Source organism: Hymenobacter tenuis, assembly GCF_054780495.1.
In genome coordinates, this window is sequence record NZ_BAAGWF010000001.1 from 2159037 (window position 1) to 2178377 (window position 19341).

At 56.8% G+C, this 19341-nt stretch carries 15 protein-coding genes; 5 read left to right on the plus strand and 10 right to left on the minus strand.

Features of this window, described 5'->3' with window-relative positions; all coding sequences use genetic code 11:
• Positions 1-53: 53 nt before the first annotated feature.
• From ACYVGU_RS09325 to ACYVGU_RS09365, 9 genes are all read right to left on the minus strand, one after another.
• On the minus strand, positions 54-1421 hold the full coding sequence (locus ACYVGU_RS09325) for a PLP-dependent aminotransferase family protein (protein WP_460621818.1): 1368 nt from the start codon (positions 1419-1421) through the stop codon (positions 54-56).
• 29 nt (positions 1422-1450) lie between these two features.
• Positions 1451-2779 carry a DUF4910 domain-containing protein gene (locus ACYVGU_RS09330; protein ID WP_460621819.1) on the minus strand — a complete coding sequence of 443 codons (1329 nt, stop codon included), beginning with the start codon at positions 2777-2779 and terminating at the stop codon, positions 1451-1453.
• Positions 2780-2879: 100 nt separating this feature from the next.
• Positions 2880-4211, minus strand: a complete 1332-nt coding sequence (locus ACYVGU_RS09335) for a methyltransferase domain-containing protein (protein ID WP_460614558.1) — start codon at positions 4209-4211, stop codon at positions 2880-2882.
• Positions 4212-4256: 45 nt separating this feature from the next.
• Positions 4257-5600 (minus strand): NAD(P)H-dependent oxidoreductase, encoded by a 1344-nt coding sequence (locus ACYVGU_RS09340; RefSeq protein WP_460621820.1) that lies wholly within the window; start codon positions 5598-5600, stop codon positions 4257-4259.
• Between the two features lie 116 nt (positions 5601-5716).
• Positions 5717-6277 carry a dTDP-4-dehydrorhamnose 3,5-epimerase family protein gene (rfbC, locus tag ACYVGU_RS09345; protein WP_460621821.1) on the minus strand — a complete coding sequence of 187 codons (561 nt, stop codon included), beginning with the start codon at positions 6275-6277 and terminating at the stop codon, positions 5717-5719.
• An 82-nt stretch (positions 6278-6359) separates the two neighbouring features.
• On the minus strand, positions 6360-7454 hold the full coding sequence (locus ACYVGU_RS09350) for an NAD-dependent epimerase/dehydratase family protein (RefSeq protein WP_460621822.1): 1095 nt from the start codon (positions 7452-7454) through the stop codon (positions 6360-6362).
• Between the two features lie 131 nt (positions 7455-7585).
• Complete coding sequence (rfbF, locus tag ACYVGU_RS09355; RefSeq protein ID WP_460621823.1) at positions 7586-8476, minus strand: glucose-1-phosphate cytidylyltransferase; 891 nt, start codon at positions 8474-8476, stop codon at positions 7586-7588.
• Positions 8477-8727: 251 nt separating this feature from the next.
• Positions 8728-9510 carry a WecB/TagA/CpsF family glycosyltransferase gene (locus ACYVGU_RS09360; protein ID WP_460621824.1) on the minus strand — a complete coding sequence of 261 codons (783 nt, stop codon included), beginning with the start codon at positions 9508-9510 and terminating at the stop codon, positions 8728-8730.
• Positions 9511-9618: 108 nt separating this feature from the next.
• Complete coding sequence (locus tag ACYVGU_RS09365) at positions 9619-11022, minus strand: exopolysaccharide biosynthesis polyprenyl glycosylphosphotransferase (RefSeq protein ID WP_460614564.1); 1404 nt, start codon at positions 11020-11022, stop codon at positions 9619-9621.
• A gap of 753 nt (positions 11023-11775) precedes the next feature.
• On the opposite strand from ACYVGU_RS09365, the gene ACYVGU_RS09370 reads away from it, so the two are divergent.
• Positions 11776-12201 carry a Fur family transcriptional regulator gene (locus tag ACYVGU_RS09370; RefSeq protein ID WP_460621825.1) on the plus strand — a complete coding sequence of 142 codons (426 nt, stop codon included), beginning with the start codon at positions 11776-11778 and terminating at the stop codon, positions 12199-12201.
• A 12-nt stretch (positions 12202-12213) separates the two neighbouring features.
• Here ACYVGU_RS09370 and ACYVGU_RS09375 read toward each other — a convergent pair whose 3' ends face one another.
• The gene (locus ACYVGU_RS09375; RefSeq protein WP_460621826.1) at positions 12214-14490 is read right to left on the minus strand and encodes an ATP-binding protein; all 2277 of its coding nucleotides are present in this window, start codon (positions 14488-14490) and stop codon (positions 12214-12216) included.
• A gap of 639 nt (positions 14491-15129) precedes the next feature.
• Here ACYVGU_RS09375 and kaiC point away from each other — a divergent pair.
• From kaiC to ACYVGU_RS09395, 4 genes are read left to right on the plus strand one after another with little or no spacing between them, the layout of a single operon-like run.
• Complete coding sequence (gene kaiC / locus ACYVGU_RS09380; protein WP_460621827.1) at positions 15130-16860, plus strand: KaiC family protein; 1731 nt, start codon at positions 15130-15132, stop codon at positions 16858-16860.
• Positions 16861-16878: 18 nt separating this feature from the next.
• Entirely contained in the window at positions 16879-17211 is a 333-nt protein-coding gene (locus ACYVGU_RS09385; protein ID WP_460614568.1) for a circadian clock KaiB family protein, read from the plus strand.
• A gap of 2 nt (positions 17212-17213) precedes the next feature.
• Entirely contained in the window at positions 17214-17525 is a 312-nt protein-coding gene (locus ACYVGU_RS09390) for a thioredoxin domain-containing protein (protein ID WP_460621828.1), read from the plus strand.
• A gap of 15 nt (positions 17526-17540) precedes the next feature.
• Positions 17541-19277, plus strand: a complete 1737-nt coding sequence (locus tag ACYVGU_RS09395) for an ATP-binding protein (protein ID WP_460621829.1) — start codon at positions 17541-17543, stop codon at positions 19275-19277.
• The last annotated feature ends 64 nt before the right edge of the window (positions 19278-19341 follow it).

Below are 19341 nucleotides of genomic sequence, written 5' to 3' on the forward strand. Positions count from 1 at the left end.
GCCACCAAAAAACATGGTGGCCTTCCTGCTTTAGTAGCTGTTGGGGGCTAGTGTTAGTTAAACCGACGATACACGGACAGCACCGGCCGGCTGTGCAGGTATTTCTCCACGCCTTCATCCAGGGCCTTGCGGTACACTCCCAGTACTTCGTGCAACCGCTCCAGTACGCTGTCAATCACTTCTTCGGTGTGCGAGTAATTCACGATAAGGGAAGGCATAAGCAGCCCGCGCCGCATGGTTTCCTGCAGAAATAGGGTGCGTAAGGCCGCCGAGTGCTGCCCCTGCGCATCGCGGGTGGTATAGATCAGACAGCAGGGCTGGCCTAGTGCCTGCACCTGCTGGCTCAGGCCATGCTCCCGGGCCGACTGTTGTAACCCAGCTGCCAGCCGCCGCCCCACGGCGTACAGCTGGTCTACTACCGGCTCCTGGCGATATACCTGCATGACGGCCCTAGCCGCCGCCAAGGCGTGGGTTTCGGCCCCGTAGGTAGTGGAAAGCAGAAATACCCGCTCGTGCGAGTGCTCCAGGCCGCCGCGCTCCATTAGCTCCCGGCGGCCGGCCAGCGCTGCTATGCTGAAGCCGTTGCCCAGCGCTTTCCCGAACGTGCTCAGGTCGGGCTGCACGCCGTAGAGGCCCTGGGCGCCTTGGTTATGCCAGCGGAATCCGGTAATAATTTCGTCGAAGATAAGGACAACTCCTTCTCGGCGGCACAGGGCCTGCACGCCTTCCAGAAACCCTGGTTCAGGAGCTACTTCTTTCTCTACTTCCAGCAGCACGCAGGCTACCTGCCCCGGGTGCAGGGCCAAAAGCTGCTCGAGGCTAGCCAGGTTGTTGTAGCGAAACCCCACCGTTAAGTTCCGGATGGCATCCGGAATACCAGCATGCAAGGGCGTGGAGCCGATAAACCAGTCGTCGACTGAGAAAAAGGGATGATCCTGACAGATGGCCACCAGGGGCCGGCCGGTGTAGGCGCGGGCTAGCTTCACGGCCGCGCTGGTTGCGTCGGAGCCGTTTTTGGTGAACTTCACCATATCGCCGGCCCTAGTAAACTCCAGGAACTCCTCGGCGGTTTCCAGCTCCAGCACGGCCGGGCGGCCGAAATTGCACCCCAGTGCCATCTGGCGAGCCGCAGCCGAAATTACCGGCTCGTAGGCGTGCCCCAGAGTTACGGAGCGCAACCCGGCGCCAAACTCAATAAACTCATTGCCATCGGCATCCCAGATGCGGCACCCGGCGCCCCGCACGATGTACGGTGCCATATGCTCCGGAAACTGGTCGTCGCCTTTGGCATAGGTATGCGCCCCGCCCGGAATGGCCGCGTGAAACCGCGCCCGCAAGCTATCAGAAGCATGAAAATCAGGGCTTTGCGGTGAATCCAGCGCAGCAGCAGATTCTAAGGTAGTATAAGTGGTAGGTTCCATCAGGTGGTGGCCCTAGGCCAGGTAGCAGGTTAAAGGGGTTGCAGCAGCCCGGCAGCTTCCAGGGCAGTGGCAGCTTTATGCAGCAGCGGCAGCGGTAGCCCGGCTTGCTCCGCCGTATCCAGCAGGCTATGCTGGCCATCGGCCAGGTTCAGCACCCACAGCAGCGCCATCTGCCAGTCAGCGCCTTCCTGCCCGCCCCCGATGCCTTTGTAGAGCCCTCGGCGCCCCAGTTGAGGTTCGCCATAGGGGCTCAGGTTGCGGTAGATGCGGTTGCTTTCCAGCGCTTCGCAGATGGTTACCAGCAGGTGCAGGCTTTCGGCTAGCTGCTCGGGGCGCACAAACGCCAGGTTATCGGCGGAGGTATGGTACTCCGGAAACTCCCCGAAGGGCGTACGGGAAAGGCAGCCCACCGGCAGGTTAAACCCCGGGGAGCAGTACTGCCGCTCATCGTAGCCGTAGGGCAGCCAGGGGCGCACCTCATGAGGGGTTGCGGAGCTGCGCAGGGCTAGGGCCACGGTGCGGTCGATGGCGGCGGTGCCGCGGCGGCTTTGCTTGTAGGTGAAGTTGCCGGGGCCACCGAGCAACGCCAGCACCAGGCCGTGCCGGATGGCCGCCAGGTTTTCAGCATGCTGGCTCAGCCACACAATGGCCCCAATGGTGCCGGGCGCAAATACAAAGCGGTACGTAAAGCGCTGGGGCCGTTGGGCCAGCTCCCGCGCCAAAAACACGGCCGTCACTAGTCCCGACAGGTTATCATTGGCGAGGGACGGGTGACAGCAGTGGCACGAAAACAGCACTTCCTCGGAAGTGGTGCCGGGCACCACCAACTCGGCATAGGTTAAGGCGCCGGCCTCGTCCAAGGTGCTGTCAATGCACACTTCGTAGTACTCGTCCTGCAACTGGTCGCGGACGTGCTGGCTAAGGCAAAAGCCCCAGTTTGGCTGATAGTAGCTGGTTCGATACGGAATAAGGCTGGGCTGCTCCGGCAAGGAAAATAGATGCTCCTCCAGCTCTGCGCGCGAAAACCAGCCCGCAACTGGGGTGCTGTACTGCATCACGTGCAGGTTGTGCTGCCGGAAATCAATTACCCGCTCGCCGGCCGCATTTTTCACCCAAGCATCCCGGATGTTCCACTCCGCCGGCACTTTCCAGTCGAGGGCGGGAGTGCCGCTGGGCACTTCGTGAATCTGCAAATCAGGCAGGTACTCCTGTAGCACTGCCAGCGTCTGCCGGACCCCATTGCCGGTAATGCTGCGGCAGATAGGAAAAAGTCGTTCCAGCAGGGCGTACATAGCCGTTGCAGGAGCTGAGGTTAGCTCCTCCACAGTAGCAGAGGCAGGCGGCACAACAGAAGCCATGGAAAGGGTAACGAAATTGGTAGACTTGATAAACTAACACTAGCCCTTGCCAGCGTCCAAACCCGGTAGTACCGGTTCAGGCGGCGGCAAGGGCTAGGCGCTAGCAGTACACCTTCACTTCCGGAATCGGAACGACAAAGCGGCCGCCCCATTCCCGGATGTCCTGCATCTGCTCCATGATTTCTTCCCTCAGGTTCCAGGGCAAAATCAACAGGTAGTCGGGCTGAGTTTGGCGGATCCGGTCGGGGTGGCAAATGGGAATGCGCGTGCCCGGCAGGAAATTGCCTTGTTTATGGGGGCTGATATCCACCGTGTACTCCAAAAAGTCGGTCCGGATACCACAGTAGTTGAGCAAGGTGTTGCCTTTGCCGGGCGCTCCGTAGCCCACTATAGACTTTCCTTCGCGCTTGGCTTCAATCAGAAATTCGAGAAGCTTGCGCTTCGTTTCCTTCACCTTTTCCTCGAAGCCGCTGTAATACGAAAGCTCCGTAACCCCAATAGCTAGCTCTCGCTCCCGCAGCTCGGTTACGTGACTAGTTACCGGATGCGACGCGTCGTGGGTGTGGCAGGCATAAATGCGCAGCGAGCCGCCATGCGTCGACAGTTCTTCTACATCGAAGAGGGTAAGGCCATGATGCGCAAAAATGCGCTCCACGGTATAGAACGACAGGTAGCTAAAGTGCTCGTGGTAGATGGTATCGAACTCATTGCCTTCCATCAGGCGCAACAGGTGCGGAAATTCCATAGTGATGGCGCCGCCCTGCTTGAGCAGGATCTTCATTCCCGCCACAAAGTCATTAATATCCGGAACGTGAGCCAGCACGTTGTTGCCCAGTAGCAAATCGGCTTTGCCTATCTGCTCGGCTACGTGGGTAGCGGTTTCGCTGCCAAAAAATCTGACCAACGTATTGATACCTTTGGCCTGGGCGTAGCTGGCAATGTTGCCGGCCGGCTCAATCCCGAGTACCGGAATGTCTTTCTCCAGAAAATACTGCAGCAGGTAGCCATCATTGGAGGCAATTTCCACTACCAGGCTTTCCTTGTTTAACTCGAAGCGCTCCGTAGCCATTTCGGTATAGCGCTTGGCATGGCGTAGCCAGGAAGCCGAATAGGAGGAGAAATACGCGTACTCGTTCTGGAAAATTTCTGCCGAGGTTACAAACGTATCCAGCTGCACCAGAAAGCACTCCCGGCAAACACGTGCGTGCAACGGATAGAAAGGCTCCGCCAGGTTGAACTCATGGGGGCGTACATGGTGCTGGCACAAGGGTGAAGTACCCAAATTAACCAGCGTAACATCGAGCGGAGTACCACAAAACCGGCACGGGCTAGCTGGCGGCACCAGGGGCTCAGGCGGTTGCTCCAGCAAGGTAAACGGCACATGAGGAGCCGGAACAGCCGGATGATGGTTAGCAGGGAGATGTGAGTTCATGACGGAGTAAGGATTAGCGATACATAGAAAAACAGTAAAACCGGGTTACACAACGGGCTGGGATCTGGCCACTTGCTCTACTGGGCTGGCCGGGTGATGGAAATAGGCTTCCTGTTCGCGGCGCAACCTATCAATCAGGCGGCCTTCCGGAAGTAGTACATCATCGTAGGTAAGCACTTGGTCCTGGGCAATATTGTGGCGCAGGATGCACCCCTCGGCTACCCCAATGGGCAGTAAGTTTTCGCGGCGGGTAACAGCGGCATTTTCGGCCAGGCCGTAGGTGTGATAGTGCCCGATGCCATCCAGCACCTGCCCGGCCTGCAGCGGTATTTTAGCGGCCGCGACCACCTCCACGCACATGGAGCCGGCAGGAGCCAGAGCAGCATCCTGAAACAGCACGGCGCGGGCTACTGTGGTGGGCGTTTCGAAGTGGCACAGGTGATAGGGCGTATAAAAGCAGTACAGTGGCCCGTCGCCTAGCTTGTACAGCTTCAGGTAATGCTGCTGAATTGGATCATCAATGGTACCTAGCACAAATACGCCGGGGCCTGGTTCCGCTCCTACCACATAATCTACAATGCCAGGCCCGCCATTGAGCAGCAGCTCATGCGGATACCAGTCTGCGGCTTTGGTTATGGATGTACCCGGCGCTACGGTTGGCCGGAGCATACCACGGCGGGCCACCTGCATGCCCAGCGCATTGGCAATTACGGCCTGCTCAAAGCTGATTTTACTACCATCGGCAAAGCTGGTAACCATGCTCGGGTTCTGGCCCCACTGCTTGGCAAAACCCTCCTGCGTAGTAGGGTTGCGGTACGGGTCGTGGAGGCTTTTGATGTTGCCGCAAAGCACCGGCGTGATGCCCAGGCCTTTCACGAAGCGCGCCAAGTTCAGGGTTACGCCCGGCTGGTCGCCGTCCGATACAGTGTATATTACCCCGGCCTGATCAGCATATACCTTCAGAATAGGGCCTACCGTGCCATCGAGCTCGGCGCCTAGCACCACCACGTGCTTACCGTGTTGAATGGCCTCCAGTACCACGTACGCGCCGTATTCCACGGCACCCGTTACCTCAATAATGGCTTCAATACCGGCGGCCCGGCTGAGCAGCAATGGGTTATCGGTAATGGCGGGGCGGCCCTGCGCAATGCAGGCTTCCAGCTCAACCTCTGAGTTTACTTCCACCACATCCATCGCGCCGGCCTCGGTATAAGCTGCGCGCGCCTTTCCTAACGTGCGGTTGGCAATCGCCACTAGCTCCATGCCCGGCACATACCGGCAAATTTGCCGCGCTATACCACGGGCCATAAAGCCGGCACCTACCATCGCCACCCGAATGGGGCGGCCTTCGCGCTGACGCTTTTGAAGCGCCGTATCTATGATGAGCATACTTCTAGAGCATAACGAGGGGAGGGAGTTGGGAAAGGGCTGACTAGGTATCAAACTGCACTTACCTGAGGTGGGCCGACCTGCTGCCCTAGCAACTTCAGGTGGGCACCGGCAGGCTATGGCGTTGACTCCACTACGGCCGGAATTTTCAAATCGAAATCTGGCAGGTTCTGGTCTTTTTCTGAAATAATGGTGGGCGCCAGGGGCCAGCGAATGCCAATGGCCGGATCGTTCCAGCGGATGCCCCGCTCGTACCCAGGGGCGTATTTGGCCGACACCTGGTAGCTGACATCGGAATTATCCTGCAGGGTAATGAAGCCGTGCGCAAAGCGCCCGGGCACAAATAGCATCCGAAACGAGTCAGCAGTCAGCTCAACGCCCAGCCACTGCCCATACGTTGGCGATTCTTCCCGCAAATCCACAATTACATCATAAATAGCGCCGCGGGTGCAGCGCACCAGCTTGGTTTCCTCATAAGGGGGCAATTGCAGGTGCATGCCGCGCAGTGTACCCCGGCGCGGATTCGCGGACACATTGGCCTGCACCGGCGGCATCAGGATACCGTGTGCGGCAAACTCATCTTCGCACCAGGAGCGCGCAAAAAACCCCCGATCATCCGCCATCCGGTCTACATCAATAATGAAAGCGCCCGGCAGCTCGGTTTCAGTGAAAATCATAGGTAGTGCTGGTTGATGTAAGAGGTCGGGATGAAAGGCAGGATAGTAGCTGGGGCGGTTGGTAGGCTCTGGCGAGACGAAATCAGATTAGGGCGGGAACCGGCTGCAGAATAGGGTGCGAAGTGGCGGCTGTCGCCCAGGCTAGGCTATCCGTCAGCTCGCTTGAGGCGCGGAAGCCCGTGAGAACTTTGAGGCGCATGAGCTCAGAAGAGCGGAAAGCGGAGTCGCGGAAGTTCATGCGCAGCAGCCCGTCGCGCAGCTCGGCAATGGCATCGGTGAGGGTGCGACGGGGCTGGTGCGCGGGCGCTAGCTCCCGGTATAGGCTAAAGTCAACCCGATACGAACGTTTATCAGGCGGCGCGGCGGCATTGAGGCTTACCTGGGTTCCGGGCAACGCTTCAGCCACTGCATAGGCCAGCTCCTTCACTTGGTAATTCCACTGATCAGAACCGGTGTTGATAGCCAGGAAATTGCCGCCAACCTCGGGCGTGCGCCCAATGGCCCACTCAATAGCACGTGCCATATCCTCTACATGAATGAGCGGCCGCCAGGGCGTACCATCACTGAGAATACTGATTTCGCCGGCCGCTACGGCGCCAGCCACAAAGTCGTTCACCACTAAGTCAAGCCGTAGCCGGTCGCTCCAGCCGCAGGCCGTGGCAAAGCGCAGGCAGGTAACCGTGAAGGCATCGTCAGCTAAAAGGCGCAGGTCCTGCTCGCTAAATACTTTGGAGCGGGCGTAGGCCGTTAGCGGGTTCAGGTCCGAGGCCTCGGTTTTGGCCCCTTCACCCCCAGCTCCATACATGCTGCAAGAAGAAGCAAACACGAAGCTACGTACGCCCGCTGCCTTGGCCTGCCGCGCCAGCTCAATAGTGGCCCGGTAGTTTACATCCAGCGTAACCTCCTCGTAAGTCTGCCCCATGGGATCGTTGCTGATGGCGGCCAGGCTCACGACGGCATCTACCTCCTCCAAAAGCCCGTGCGGCAAGAAGCGGACATCACCGAAAATTTGCCGATTCAAGCGCGACTCCGGCAGACGCTGGGCCCCAGTTAGGCAGTGGGCGAAATACCCCATATCATAGCCAATAAGCTCGGCCTGTGGAAATTGCTGCCGCAGGTGGCGCACAACGCCTGGCCCCACATAACCCATGTTTCCGGTGATAAGAATGCGGTGCATAAAGGGAGGTTAGTTTTGAAGAAAGCAGTACTCAGGCGGGCGAAAAGCGGGCATAAGGGTTCAGCTACGGGCCAGCTTCTGGCCCGTAGCCAGGCTAGCGCAAGCACTTTTTACCTGCGTAGGATAGAAAATTAATCGGCCGGCATGATGGTTGGAGCCGCCACCAGTTGATCAAGGGGTGCCTTTACCGGCGTATTCAGAATGTCAGCCAGTACGGGGTCCGCGACTTTTGCTTTGGCCGTATCATCCCACACTTTCCAGCTGGCTTTGCCTTGCTGCCACATCTCTTCCAAGATGTTTTTATCGCGCAGAGTATCCATCGGCTGCCAGAATCCGGCGTGACGGTAAGCCGCTAGGTTACCGGCGGCGGCCAAGCGCTCAAGCGGCGCTTTTTCCCACACGGTGTCGTCGCCGTCAATGTAATCGAACACGGCTGGCTCCAGCACAAAGAATCCGCCATTAATCCAGGGCGTTTCGCCGCCTTCGGGCTTTTCAGTGAAGCTAGAAACCATGCTGCTCCCATTCTGGAGGTTAAATACCCCAAAACGACCCGGCTGGCGCACTGCCGTAAGTGTGGCCAACGCGCCCTGCTCGCGGTGGTAGCGGATAGACTCTTTGATATTCACGTCCCCTACCCCATCCCCGTAGGTTAGGCAGAAGGTTTCATTATCGAGGTACTCGCGGACGCGGCGTAAGCGGCCACCGGTCATGGTTTCCTGCCCGGTATCCACCAGCGTCACAGTCCAGGGCTCGGCGTGGTTACGGTGAATCTGCATCTCGTTGCGGTCCATGCGGAACGTCACGTCGGAGTTATGCAGAAAATAGTCAGAGAAATACTGCTTAATCATGTGGCCCTTATAGCCGCAGCAAATCACAAAGTCATAAATACCGTGGTGAGCATAAATTTTCATGATATGCCACAAAATTGGCTTGCCGCCAACCTCCACCATAGGCTTGGGACGTACACCGCTCTCTTCGCTAATACGGGTGCCATAGCCGCCCGCGAAAATCACTGCTTTCATAGGGTTACAGATAAATAGGGAGGTAGTGAAAGAGGAGCCAACGAGAAGTACTCAGTGTACTATTTCTAGATTTATCTACTGATCTACAGTTGCTGAAATATACTGTAAATTATAACCTTGTCAATAAATTTTTTAACTTTTATTTAATAAGGTTAAAAAATTAGTCATAATTATCCTTACAAAGCTATTTTGAGCTTCCTAATCAGCCTCCCAGAATAGTCCTAGCGTTGAGTTGGGCTGTTGCTTCCGTTTCAGACGGTAGCGCGGGTTGCAGGGCGGCCGGCTAGCAGCGCCAGTGCCCGCCGGGAGAGCATGTACACAAACCGGGTATTGGTTACTAGGTAGCGGCGCCACAAGCGCCTTGGTTCCAGCCACAAGCGGTACGCCCACTCCAGCCACAAGCGGCGAGCCCACACCGGCAGGCGCTGCTCTAGGCCGGCATATACCGGAAAGGCCTGCCCCACGCCCAGCATGCAGGCCCTGACCTGACCTTGGTGCGTGGCCATCCAGCGTTCCTGCCGCGGACAGCCCAAGGCTACAAACAACAGGTCGGGGTCGGCGGCGTTGATGGCGGCTACCTCCGCCGCATCCTCTTCGGGGGTAAGGGGGCGGAATGGGGGCGAGTGAACGCCTGCAATGCGCAGCGTGGGCAACTCACGGCGGGCCCGGGCCACCATGGCGTTCAGCACCTCGTTGGTAGTACCATAAAAGTACACCGACTGACCGCTTTCGGCGGCGGCTTCTAACAGGGCAGGTAGCAGATCCATGCCGGCAACCCGGGGCTGGGCTTTGCCTTCCGCATTAAACCAGCCAACCGCCGCCGCTACGGGGCTGCCATCTGGCGCGACAATGGCGGCGTTGGCCAGAATCTGCTGGAAATCGGGGTCGCGCTGGGCTTCCACTACCATGTGCACATTGGCAAAGCACACGTACGCCGACACCCGCATGGCGCCCAGCTTCAGAATGGAGGTTACAAAATCAGTGGGCGTGCCAGTTGAAATCCAAGAATCTAGGACGGGTAGCTTTGGTAGCATAAACGGTGCTTCGGACGGTAAGAGAAGGAAAGTCAGAATTCGGGAAAGCTGGCACAGCGTTCTACGCCCCTCCTTGCAGCTTCCAAACACTTGGTACTCAGGTGAAGCCTAGTAGGCGTTCTTCTCCCCTTTCACCATGTTCCAGACGGTCTGGCCAATGATCTTCATATCCAGCCCAAACGACCAATTCTCTACATACTTCAGGTCGTACTCCACGCGCTTTTCCATGGTGCCGGCTTCGCGGGTTTCGCCGCGGTAGCCGTTTACCTGGGCGTAACCTGTAATTCCGGGCGTTACGGCGTGGCGCATCTGGTAGGTCCGGATGTGCTTGCTGTACTCTTCCAGCTGCGAAATCATGTTGGGGCGCGGCCCTACCACCGACATGTGGCCCATCAGCACGTTAAAGAACTGGGGCAGCTCATCGAGGTTGTATTTGCGCAGATACTGGCCCACGCGCGTAATCCGCGCATCGCCTTTGGTGGCTTGCAGCTCGGTGCGGCCGTGGTCAGAGCGCATGGTGCGCAGCTTGTAGCACGGAAATAGCTGATTCCGCTTACCAGGACGCATCTGCTTAAAGAACACTGGGCCCGGCGAATCTAGCTTGATCAGGATGGCTAGAACGGTGAGCACAATTGGGAAAACCCCCACAATAACCAGCAGCGAGAAGGCAATGTCGAACAGGCGTTTCAGCAGCAGGTTGGTGCGAATACCAAGCGGCTCGTGCCGAATGGTAAGGATGGGCATATGGTCGTAGAAATACACACTCACGTCTTTACGGACAGTTCCCCGGAAGTCGGGGACGATACGGAAGGAAAGGAAATGGTCGTCCGCAAAGCGTGACAGGTCTTCAATAAGCTGGCGGCGGTCGAGCGGCATGGCGAAGTAGATTTCATCGACTTGCGCGCGCAGGCAGTAGTTTTTCAGTTCTGAGAGTCGGCCCCGAACCAGGGAGTGCAAGCCTTCGGGCACTGAGGTGAGGTTATCAGTGAAGAAGCCCATGAATTGGTTGGCAATCGGGTCATGCGACTCCAGGAAACGGTAGAGTTCCTGTCCGCTGGCGCCGGCGCCCACAATCACGAAGCGGCTGCTGGGGCGGGCCACATGGCGGTGGTAGGCCCGGTAAAAGAACGTAATCAGGAAACGGCCGCTTACCACGCCTGCTACTGAGAGGCTATAGACGGAAAACAGGTAATCAGACGGTAGCCAGTACATTTTTAGCGCTACCACTCCGATAAGCACTACCCCGGCATGCAGCAGAAAAGTGCGCATCAGGTACATGAGCTTCTCGGGGTACGTGATCAGCTTATCTGTACGGAAGATGTTAGCAAAGCGCCCCGACAAAATCCACCAAAGCAACGCGAAAATGGCGTAAAAGAACGGGTAGTACCCACCAAAAAACCAGGTACCCTGCACCAGGAAACCCGCTACCCGGAAAGCTCCGAAGATAAGCATTACATCTACCAGCGGCAGAATAATGCTCGATGCATCAGCGTAGTGTCTATAACGTTCCATAGAGAGCAGTTGGTAACAAACGTAAAACGTGACAGCACAGGTGGTTTACAGGTAAGAGAAAGCTCAGGTGCACAAAGAAAGCAATTTTTATACTTTAAACAATAATTATTATGATTTTTTGATCCAAAAATTATAAAAGTAATACAATCAATCATACAACAATCGGGTATACAAACAGGCCATTGGCGTATATAACGCTACATATCAAGGGGTTGAACTTCCTTTTAGAGAAGCATTTACCAAAACAACCACACCTTGCCCTAATGCATATAGGCTGGTACTCATGATGGATGGAAATGTTACAAAAAAAGATAAAAAATATTACATTATATATCAGTTTCTCTATACAGCATCGGGTAACCCACGACCAATACAGCTAGTCCTGATCATAATTCGGACTTAAGCAGGTTGGTCTGCAGTAAGGGGCTAGCACACAGCTGTAAGGCAAGCACTAGCTAGGCGTTACTTGCTACAGGACGCAGAAAAACATCAGGGCTTTACTTTCGAGTGCAAGGGACTATATAGAACTGCTTAAATGTTTTGCGTAATTTTAGCCGACCGGCTGTTACAGGTGTGTGTCTGCCGGTAAGAGCAACCTGTTGCAACAGGGCCCTGGCTGATCGGCTAGGGCCTTTTTACTTTTTCCCTGCAAGGACTTGGTCTGTCAGTCTGGCTTCCGCCCCTTCCGGATGTGCGGATCTGACCATCCGGTGAGTTTGGCGTCAGTTTCGACCTAGTATCTTTGCGGGCATTATGACAAGCACTGAGCGTATTTCCCAGACCCTCTCCAGACATGGCCTCCGCCAGACGCCCATGCGGCGCGCGGTGCTGCAAGTGCTACTTGAGTCTGCTTTTGCGCTTTCCGGCCATGAAATAGAGCAGCAACTAGGCGGCGACACCGACCGGATTACCCTGTACCGCACGCTTAAAACCTTTGAAGAAAGCGGGCTGATTCACCGCGTTATCGATACCAGCGACACGGTGCGTTACGCTTCCTGCTCCGTGGAGTGCAATGTGCACGCCCACTTTGATAACCATGTGCACTTTAAGTGCACCAACTGCCAGCACATTTACTGCCTAAACCAGATTGCCATTCCCGCAGTATTACTTCCAGCGGGTTTTGAGGCCGCTACGCGCAACTACCTGCTGGCCGGCACTTGCCGGGAGTGCCAGGCTTAGCAAGCAGCCACCTCAGGAGGCTTCAGAGGCTGCTAACTCTGCGGGCAGGGCCCGCAACACCCGCTCTATTACCTGCCGAAGGGCCATAGAAGCAACCTTGACTTGGGCGGCTTCCTGCTCATCGGGGTGTTGGCGCGTGAGCTGCTCCAGCTGCACCAGCAATGGTGCCGCCGGCGCTATGCCCAGAGCCAGCAGGCTGGGCTTGATGTGGTGTACCAGGCGGGCCACTTCGGGCCAGTTCTCGCTGCGGGTTGCCGCGCGCAACAGCTCCAACGACGCGGGCATGTTCGTCAGAAAGGATCGGATGATGCTGTACACAAACGTGCTTTTGCCATGCGAAAGGTTGTGCAGGGAGGTCAGATCATATGGCGCCGGGGCCAGTACATTCAGCAGCTTGGCATACAGATCCTGCTCCTGGAAAGGCTTGGCTACGCAGTCGTTCATACCGCAGGCCAGGTAACGCTCCGTATCAGCCTGAAATGCGTTGGCCGTGAGGGCCAGAATGGGAACTGACGCGCGCCGCGGGTCAGGATGGTGGCGGATGGCCGTTGTTACGGCCATGCCGCTCATGCCGGGCATCTGGATGTCCATCAGCACGGCGTCGTAGGTTTGGCTCTCGAAGCAGGCTAGTCCGGCCGTACCATCGGGCGCCTCATCCAGCTCTATTCCCCACTCTTCCAGCAGCATGCGCGCCACTACGCGGTTTATCTCGTTGTCTTCTACCAGCAAAATACGGCGGCCGCGCAGGGCTCCGGTATCGTAGGCAGGTTCCTGCTCAAGCGGGGTTAGCTCCACGGTGCGGGGGAGCGTCAGCTGGAAGGCGAAGGTGCTCCCTTGCCCTAGGGTGCTGCTAACAGTAAGCTTGCCGCCCATTTGCTCTACCAGCGCCCGACTGATGGACAAGCCTAAACCGGTTCCGCCAAAGTGCCGGGCGGTATCTGCGTAAGCCTGCGTGAAGTTCTCGAAAATGCGCGTCACCTTGTCCGGAGCAATACCTACGCCCGTATCCGTCACGCGGAACTCCACGGTAAGCGTTGAGGCAGTTTCAGCTAGCAGGTAGCCCCCCACGGAAATGTGGCCATTGGCCGGCGTAAACTTCACGGCATTGCTCACCAAGTTCAGCAAAATCTGATTTAGACGGTGCGGGTCTCCTACTACCCACGGATATGGGCAGGAGTTCCGCAGCGGCGTGCCCACGAACTCAATGCCCTTTTCCTGGGCCTGCAGGGCTAGCGGCTGCAGGGCCTGGCTGATGGAGTCGCAAAGGTTAAAGGCTTCCCGGGCCAGTTCCAGCTTGCCCGAGGAAATCTTGGCCATGTCCAGCACATCGTTAATCACCCCTAACAGGTGCTGGCCTGAAGACCGAATGATGCCTAGTAATTCGCGCTGCCGCTCGCTCAGGTTGGTTTTGTTGAGCTGGTTGGCCATACCCAGCACTCCATTCAGCGGGGTCCGGATTTCGTGGCTCATATTGGCCAAGAAGTTTTCCCGGGCCCGGGCCGCTACTGTGGCGTTTTCAGTGGCCTGCTTCAGCTCCGTAATATCGGTGCTCACGCCCAACACGTGGGTTTCGCCGCCATCCCAGGCCAGAGGCTGCTTAATCGTCTGCAACCACCGGGGCTCTCCGTCCGGCAGCATCAGGGGTTCTTCCACGTAAACTTCCTTGCCGGTAGCCAGCACCTGCGCGTCAGTAGCATCGTAGGAGGCTAGCTGCGCGGCCTGAATGGCAGCCGTTTCGGGGGAAGGCGTTTCGTTGAGCAGGCGGTTACTTAGCTGAATAGTGGCCCGGTTACGGAAAACGTAATTCCCTTGTTCATCCCGCACATACACCAAGATGGGCAGCGCATCGAGCACCTGCTGCACAAATGCCTGCTGGGCCGCTTGCCGCTGCTGGGCAATAACCCGCTCCGTTATTTCTACCAAGTACAGATTCACATACTGCTCCTCCGGAAAAGGCACCACACATGCCGAAAAGTAGCGGCTGCCAACCTGCAACTCATACTTGCTTTCCTGGCCTGAAACCAGCCCATTCATGGCCCAGCCGAAGCACAAGTCTCGTCCAGCCTCCAGCTCTTCTTCCGACAGCTCACTGGCCAATAACTCCGCCGCGGGGTTAGCATACAGGCGTTTCCGAGCGGGGCCCAGCCGATAAATTGGATTCGGGTTCTGCTCTGGAATGCGGGCTAGCATCCGTTGCTCTGCCAAAGCCGTGCGCAAAGCCAATATTTCAGCGTGCGCAGCGGCCAGCGAGTCAGGCAAAGCGTCGGAAGAACGAAAAGTGGAATCCATAAGCCAAAGAAAAGCAGCTGCGGATGCGCATGTAAAGAAGGGAGTACACGCATCCTGACTATAAAGATCGTACTAGTTGAGCTTGCTACGCAACTTCCGAATCGGCTTTGACCCAGCAAGAAGGATAGTACCCCGCAACAGGACTACGGCAGTTATGGCAGTTGGGCTATTGGAAGGGGGTAGCGCAGCCGACAGGCACCCCAAAAATTATTCCGCAAACCGCTTGCTGCCTGCCAACGCTCCTAGCAGTAGCAGCGCCAGTTATATTCTCATCGTGAAGGCACCAAGAAGATGTCAATCTGCTACTCGGTTTCCCATTTTGGGTTTATTAGTTGCCGGATGAGTTTTGCGCAGCGCCCATGGCCGGGCAGTTTTACGCCAGTTACTAGGCTAGTAACCTTTCAAGAACCCGGCCCGATTTCCTGTTCAGCTACCCGCGCAGAGGCTCAGCTACTCAATCTGTTGCCAAGTTCATTCGCTGTCAGCCGCAATGCTTACTGTTCAGCTTCTGCCTCAGCGTCTGGAGGTTGGCGTAGTAGGCTGGGCTAGTCAGTGTAGGGCTTGGATGCTCCTGCCGGGCGGCTGAGCTCAGACCATTCCTGCAGAAAGCACGTACCTTTAGTTCAAATCTGTTTCTGCATGCAAGCACCCGTCACTTCTTTTGCCCCTACCCCTTCCACACTACCCAAGGCCCCCACGGGTGTTGAAGGCCTGGATGAAATTACGGAAGGTGGCTTCCCGAAAGGCCGCCCAACGCTGGTGTGCGGCAGCGCAGGTTGTGGCAAAACGCTGCTGGGCATTGAGTTTCTGGTGCGCGGCATTCAGGACTACAACGAGCCCGGCGTGCTAATGACCTTCGAGGAAACCGCCGATGAGCTGGCGGCCAACGTGACCTCCCTGGGCTTCGATTTGCCGGGCTTGCAGGCCCAGGGCAAACTCAGACTCGACCACGTGCACGTTGACCGGTCCGAGATTGAGGAAACCGGCGAATATGACCTCGACGGTCTGTTTATTCGCTTGGGCTACGCCATTGACTCCATCGGGGCCAAGCGCGTGGTGCTCGATACCATTGAGGCGTTGTTTTCTGGCTTTCCTAACCAGGGAGTACTGCGCTCCGAAATCCGGCGGCTGTTTCGCTGGCTGAAGGATAAAGGCGTTACAACGGTCATTACGGCGGAGCGTGGCGACGGTTCCCTCACGCGCCAAGGCCTGGAAGAGTACGTTTCCGACTGCGTAATTCTGCTTGATAACCGCGTTATCGACCAGATTACCACCCGGCGCCTGCGCATTGTGAAATACCGCGGCAGCACGCACGGTACCAACGAATACCCGTACATCATCACGGAAGATGGCTTTTCGGTAATACCGGTTACCTCCTTAAAGCTGTCGCATGAGGTTTCAGACAAGATTGTTTCTACGGGCATACTGGCCCTCGATGACATGTTTGGCCTACGAGGGTTATATGAGGGCAGCAGCATCCTGATAACGGGCACGGCCGGCACAGCTAAAACTACGCTGGCCTCTGGCTTTGCCAACCAAGTTTGTAAAGAAGGTGGCCGTTGCCTGTTTTTCGCCTTCGAGGAATCGCCGCAGCAGTTGGTGCGCAACATGCGTTCGGTGGGCATTGATCTGGCCCCTTGGATAGCGCAGGGCCAGCTGCACATTGAAGCTTCGCGGCCTACGCTCAACGGCCTGGAGCGCCACTTGGTCACGCTGCATAAGCTCATCGGCGAGTTCAAGCCGGATGCCGTCGTCATCGACCCCATCAGCAACCTGATTACGGTGGGCAACATTGCCGAAGTGCGCAGCATGCTCACGCGCCTGATTGACTTTCTGAAGCTTCACAACATCACGGCCGTATTCACCTCCCTAATCAGTGGGCGCAACCTACAGCAGGAAATGACGGAAGAAGGCGTGTCGTCGTTGGTGGATACCTGGATAACCGTCCGCGACCTGGAAGGTGTGGGCGAGCGAAACCGCGGCCTCAGCATCCTGAAGTCGCGCGGCATGAGCCACTCCAACCAAGTGCGCGAGTTCATCGTTACCGAAAACGGCATCCAATTACTTGATGTGGTAATCGGACCTAGTGGCATCGTGACCGGGGCAAGCCGCCACACCCAACAAATGATGCAAGAAGCACAGCTGCTGGCAGCCCAACAGGATGCTGAGCGCAAGGACCGGGAGCTGGAACGCAAACGCCGCGTACTGGAAGCCACCATTGCCAACCTGCGCACCAATTTTGAGTCGGTGGAAGAAGAGCTGCGGCAGATTAATGCAGAAGAGCCGCTCCGCCAGCAACAATTCACCAATACCCGCAACCAGATTGCTCGGAACAGCGAACTGGAGCAGCCCTCACCCACGGCCGACTAACCTTTTATGCAAGACGGTATGAGGACTGAAACCACTGCCCTGGACCCTTCCCAGGACCACGAAACCTGGGAGCTACGCTTGTATGTAGCTGGCCAAACGACTAAATCCGTTTCGGCGCTGGCCAACCTGAAAAAGTACTGTGAGCAGTACCTGAAGGGGCGCTACCAGCTAGAAGTAATTGATTTGCTGCTTCATCCGCAGCTAGCCGAAGGCGACCAGATTCTGGCCATCCCGACCCTAGTGCGGAAAGTGCCAGTCCCGATCCGCAAAATCATCGGCGACTTATCTAACCAGGAGCGTGTATTGGTAGGGCTGGATATACGTCCGTTGGAAAGCAAAGAGTTGCGCTAGGCATGATAGCGCACGAAATGCCTTCGCCACCGACAGCTGAGTTTGTACTGCACTTGTTTATCACGGGCGCAACCCCCAACTCCACCCGGGCGGTACGCAATATCAAGGAAATCTGTGAGCAGCACCTGCAGGGGCGCTACGAGCTGCACATTGTTGACATCTACCAGCAGCCCACCCTGGCCATGCAGGAGCAGATTATTGCGGCCCCCACGCTAATCAAGAAGTTCCCGCTGCCGGTACGCCGCCTCATTGGCGATTTATCGGAACGCAGCCGGGTGCTGCTAGCCCTAGGCCTTGCTTCCTCTGCCTCCTAATATAGCTTAGCGGCCATGCCTGACCACTCCGCTCAAACGCATGCAAACTTGGCTCTTGAAAATGAAGAGCTACGCTACCGCCTGCAGGAAGCGGAAGAACTAATTACCGCCATCCGGACTGGAGCCGTGGATGCGCTAGCCGTACAAGGCACCGATGGCCCCCAGATTTACACGCTACAGAGCGCTGACCAAGGCTACCGCACCCTCATTGAGCAGATGAATGAAGGCGCAATGCTGCTAAGCGAAGACGCAACCATTTTGTACTGCAATGCCTGCCTGGCCACTTGGATGGGCAAAGCCCTGGAAGAAGTTATCGGGGAGTCGTTTGCCCGCTTTATTCCGGTTGAGTCGCACACGTACTGGGACATGCTGGTAGCCAAGGGCTGGACGGGCAAGTGCAAAGGCGAGCTGGCCCTGCGCGTTGCCGATGGCTCCCAGCTGCCGCTGTCAGTTTCCATGAATGTGCTCACGTTTAACGAAACGCCCGTGCTGGCCGTCATTGCCACGAGCCTTTCGGCCCAGGAAGAAATCAAGGTTATTCGGGCGCAGGTAGCCGAGCAGAATGTGCTGCTGACGCGTAAAAACCAGGAGCTTCAGGAGCAAGAAGAGGCTAGGCAACTGGCAGAACGGGCCATTGCTGAAGCGAATCGTATGCTGGAAGGCATTCCACAAATTGCCTGGACCGCTGACCCGGCTGGCCATACGACGTATCTGAATCAGCGCTGGTTTGATTTTAGCGGCCAGCAACCCGATGCGCTATCTACTTTACAGTGGAACAAATACATGCATGCGGCCGATTTGCCGGCTGCTCAGGCCCGCTGGCAGGAGTCGTTGCGTACTGGCCAGCCCTTCGAAACTGAGTTTCGATTCTGGAACAAAACGGGCGCGTTCCGCTGGATGCTGGGCCGAGCCCTCCCCTCGCGCAGCTCTGAGGGCGAAATTATGCAGTGGATTGGCACCTGCACCGATATTCATGAGCACAAGCTGGCTCAGGAGCGTATCGACCACGCCCAGCGCCAGCTGCAGGAAAACAATGAACGGCTCACGCGCGTCAACATCGACCTAGACAACTTTATTTATTCAGCCTCGCACGACCTAAAGGCGCCCATCAACAACATTGAAGGCCTGCTGCATGCGCTTCTCTCAGAGCTGCCCGCTAGTACTTCGCAGCACGAGCAGGTACAGCCTATTCTGCATCATATGCAGGATTCCGTGGATCGGTTTAAGCGCACCATTGAACACCTAACGGAAGTCACTAAGCTCCAAAAAGAAAACGACCAGCCCATTGCGCAGCTGGATGTGGCCGCCATCGTGCACGAAATACTGCTGGATTTACAACCCCTGATTGTAACCTCAGAAGCCCAGATGGAGATAGAGCTACCGGCGTGCCCGGCTATCCCTTTTTCAGAGAAAAACCTGCGCAGCGTGGTGTATAACCTGCTCAGCAATGCTCTCAAGTACCGCTCACCCGACAGGTCGGCGCATGTGCGGCTGCAGTACCGCGTGGTGGATGGGTACACGGTGCTGGACGTGCACGACAATGGCCTAGGCCTGAATCTGACCAATACTACCAAGCTCTTCACCATGTTTCAACGCTTTCACGACCACGTGGAAGGCACGGGCATTGGCCTGTACATGGTGAAGAAGATTATGGAAAATGCCGGGGGGCGGATTGAGGTGATGAGTGAGCTAGGGCGCGGCTCTACTTTCTCGGCGTATTTCAGACAAGAGGCTAACAACGGCTCAGCTTAAGTACTGCCCTACTAGGTAGCTTTTTCAGGCAAACCTCTTGGTAGCTCCGTCGGGCGGCAACATC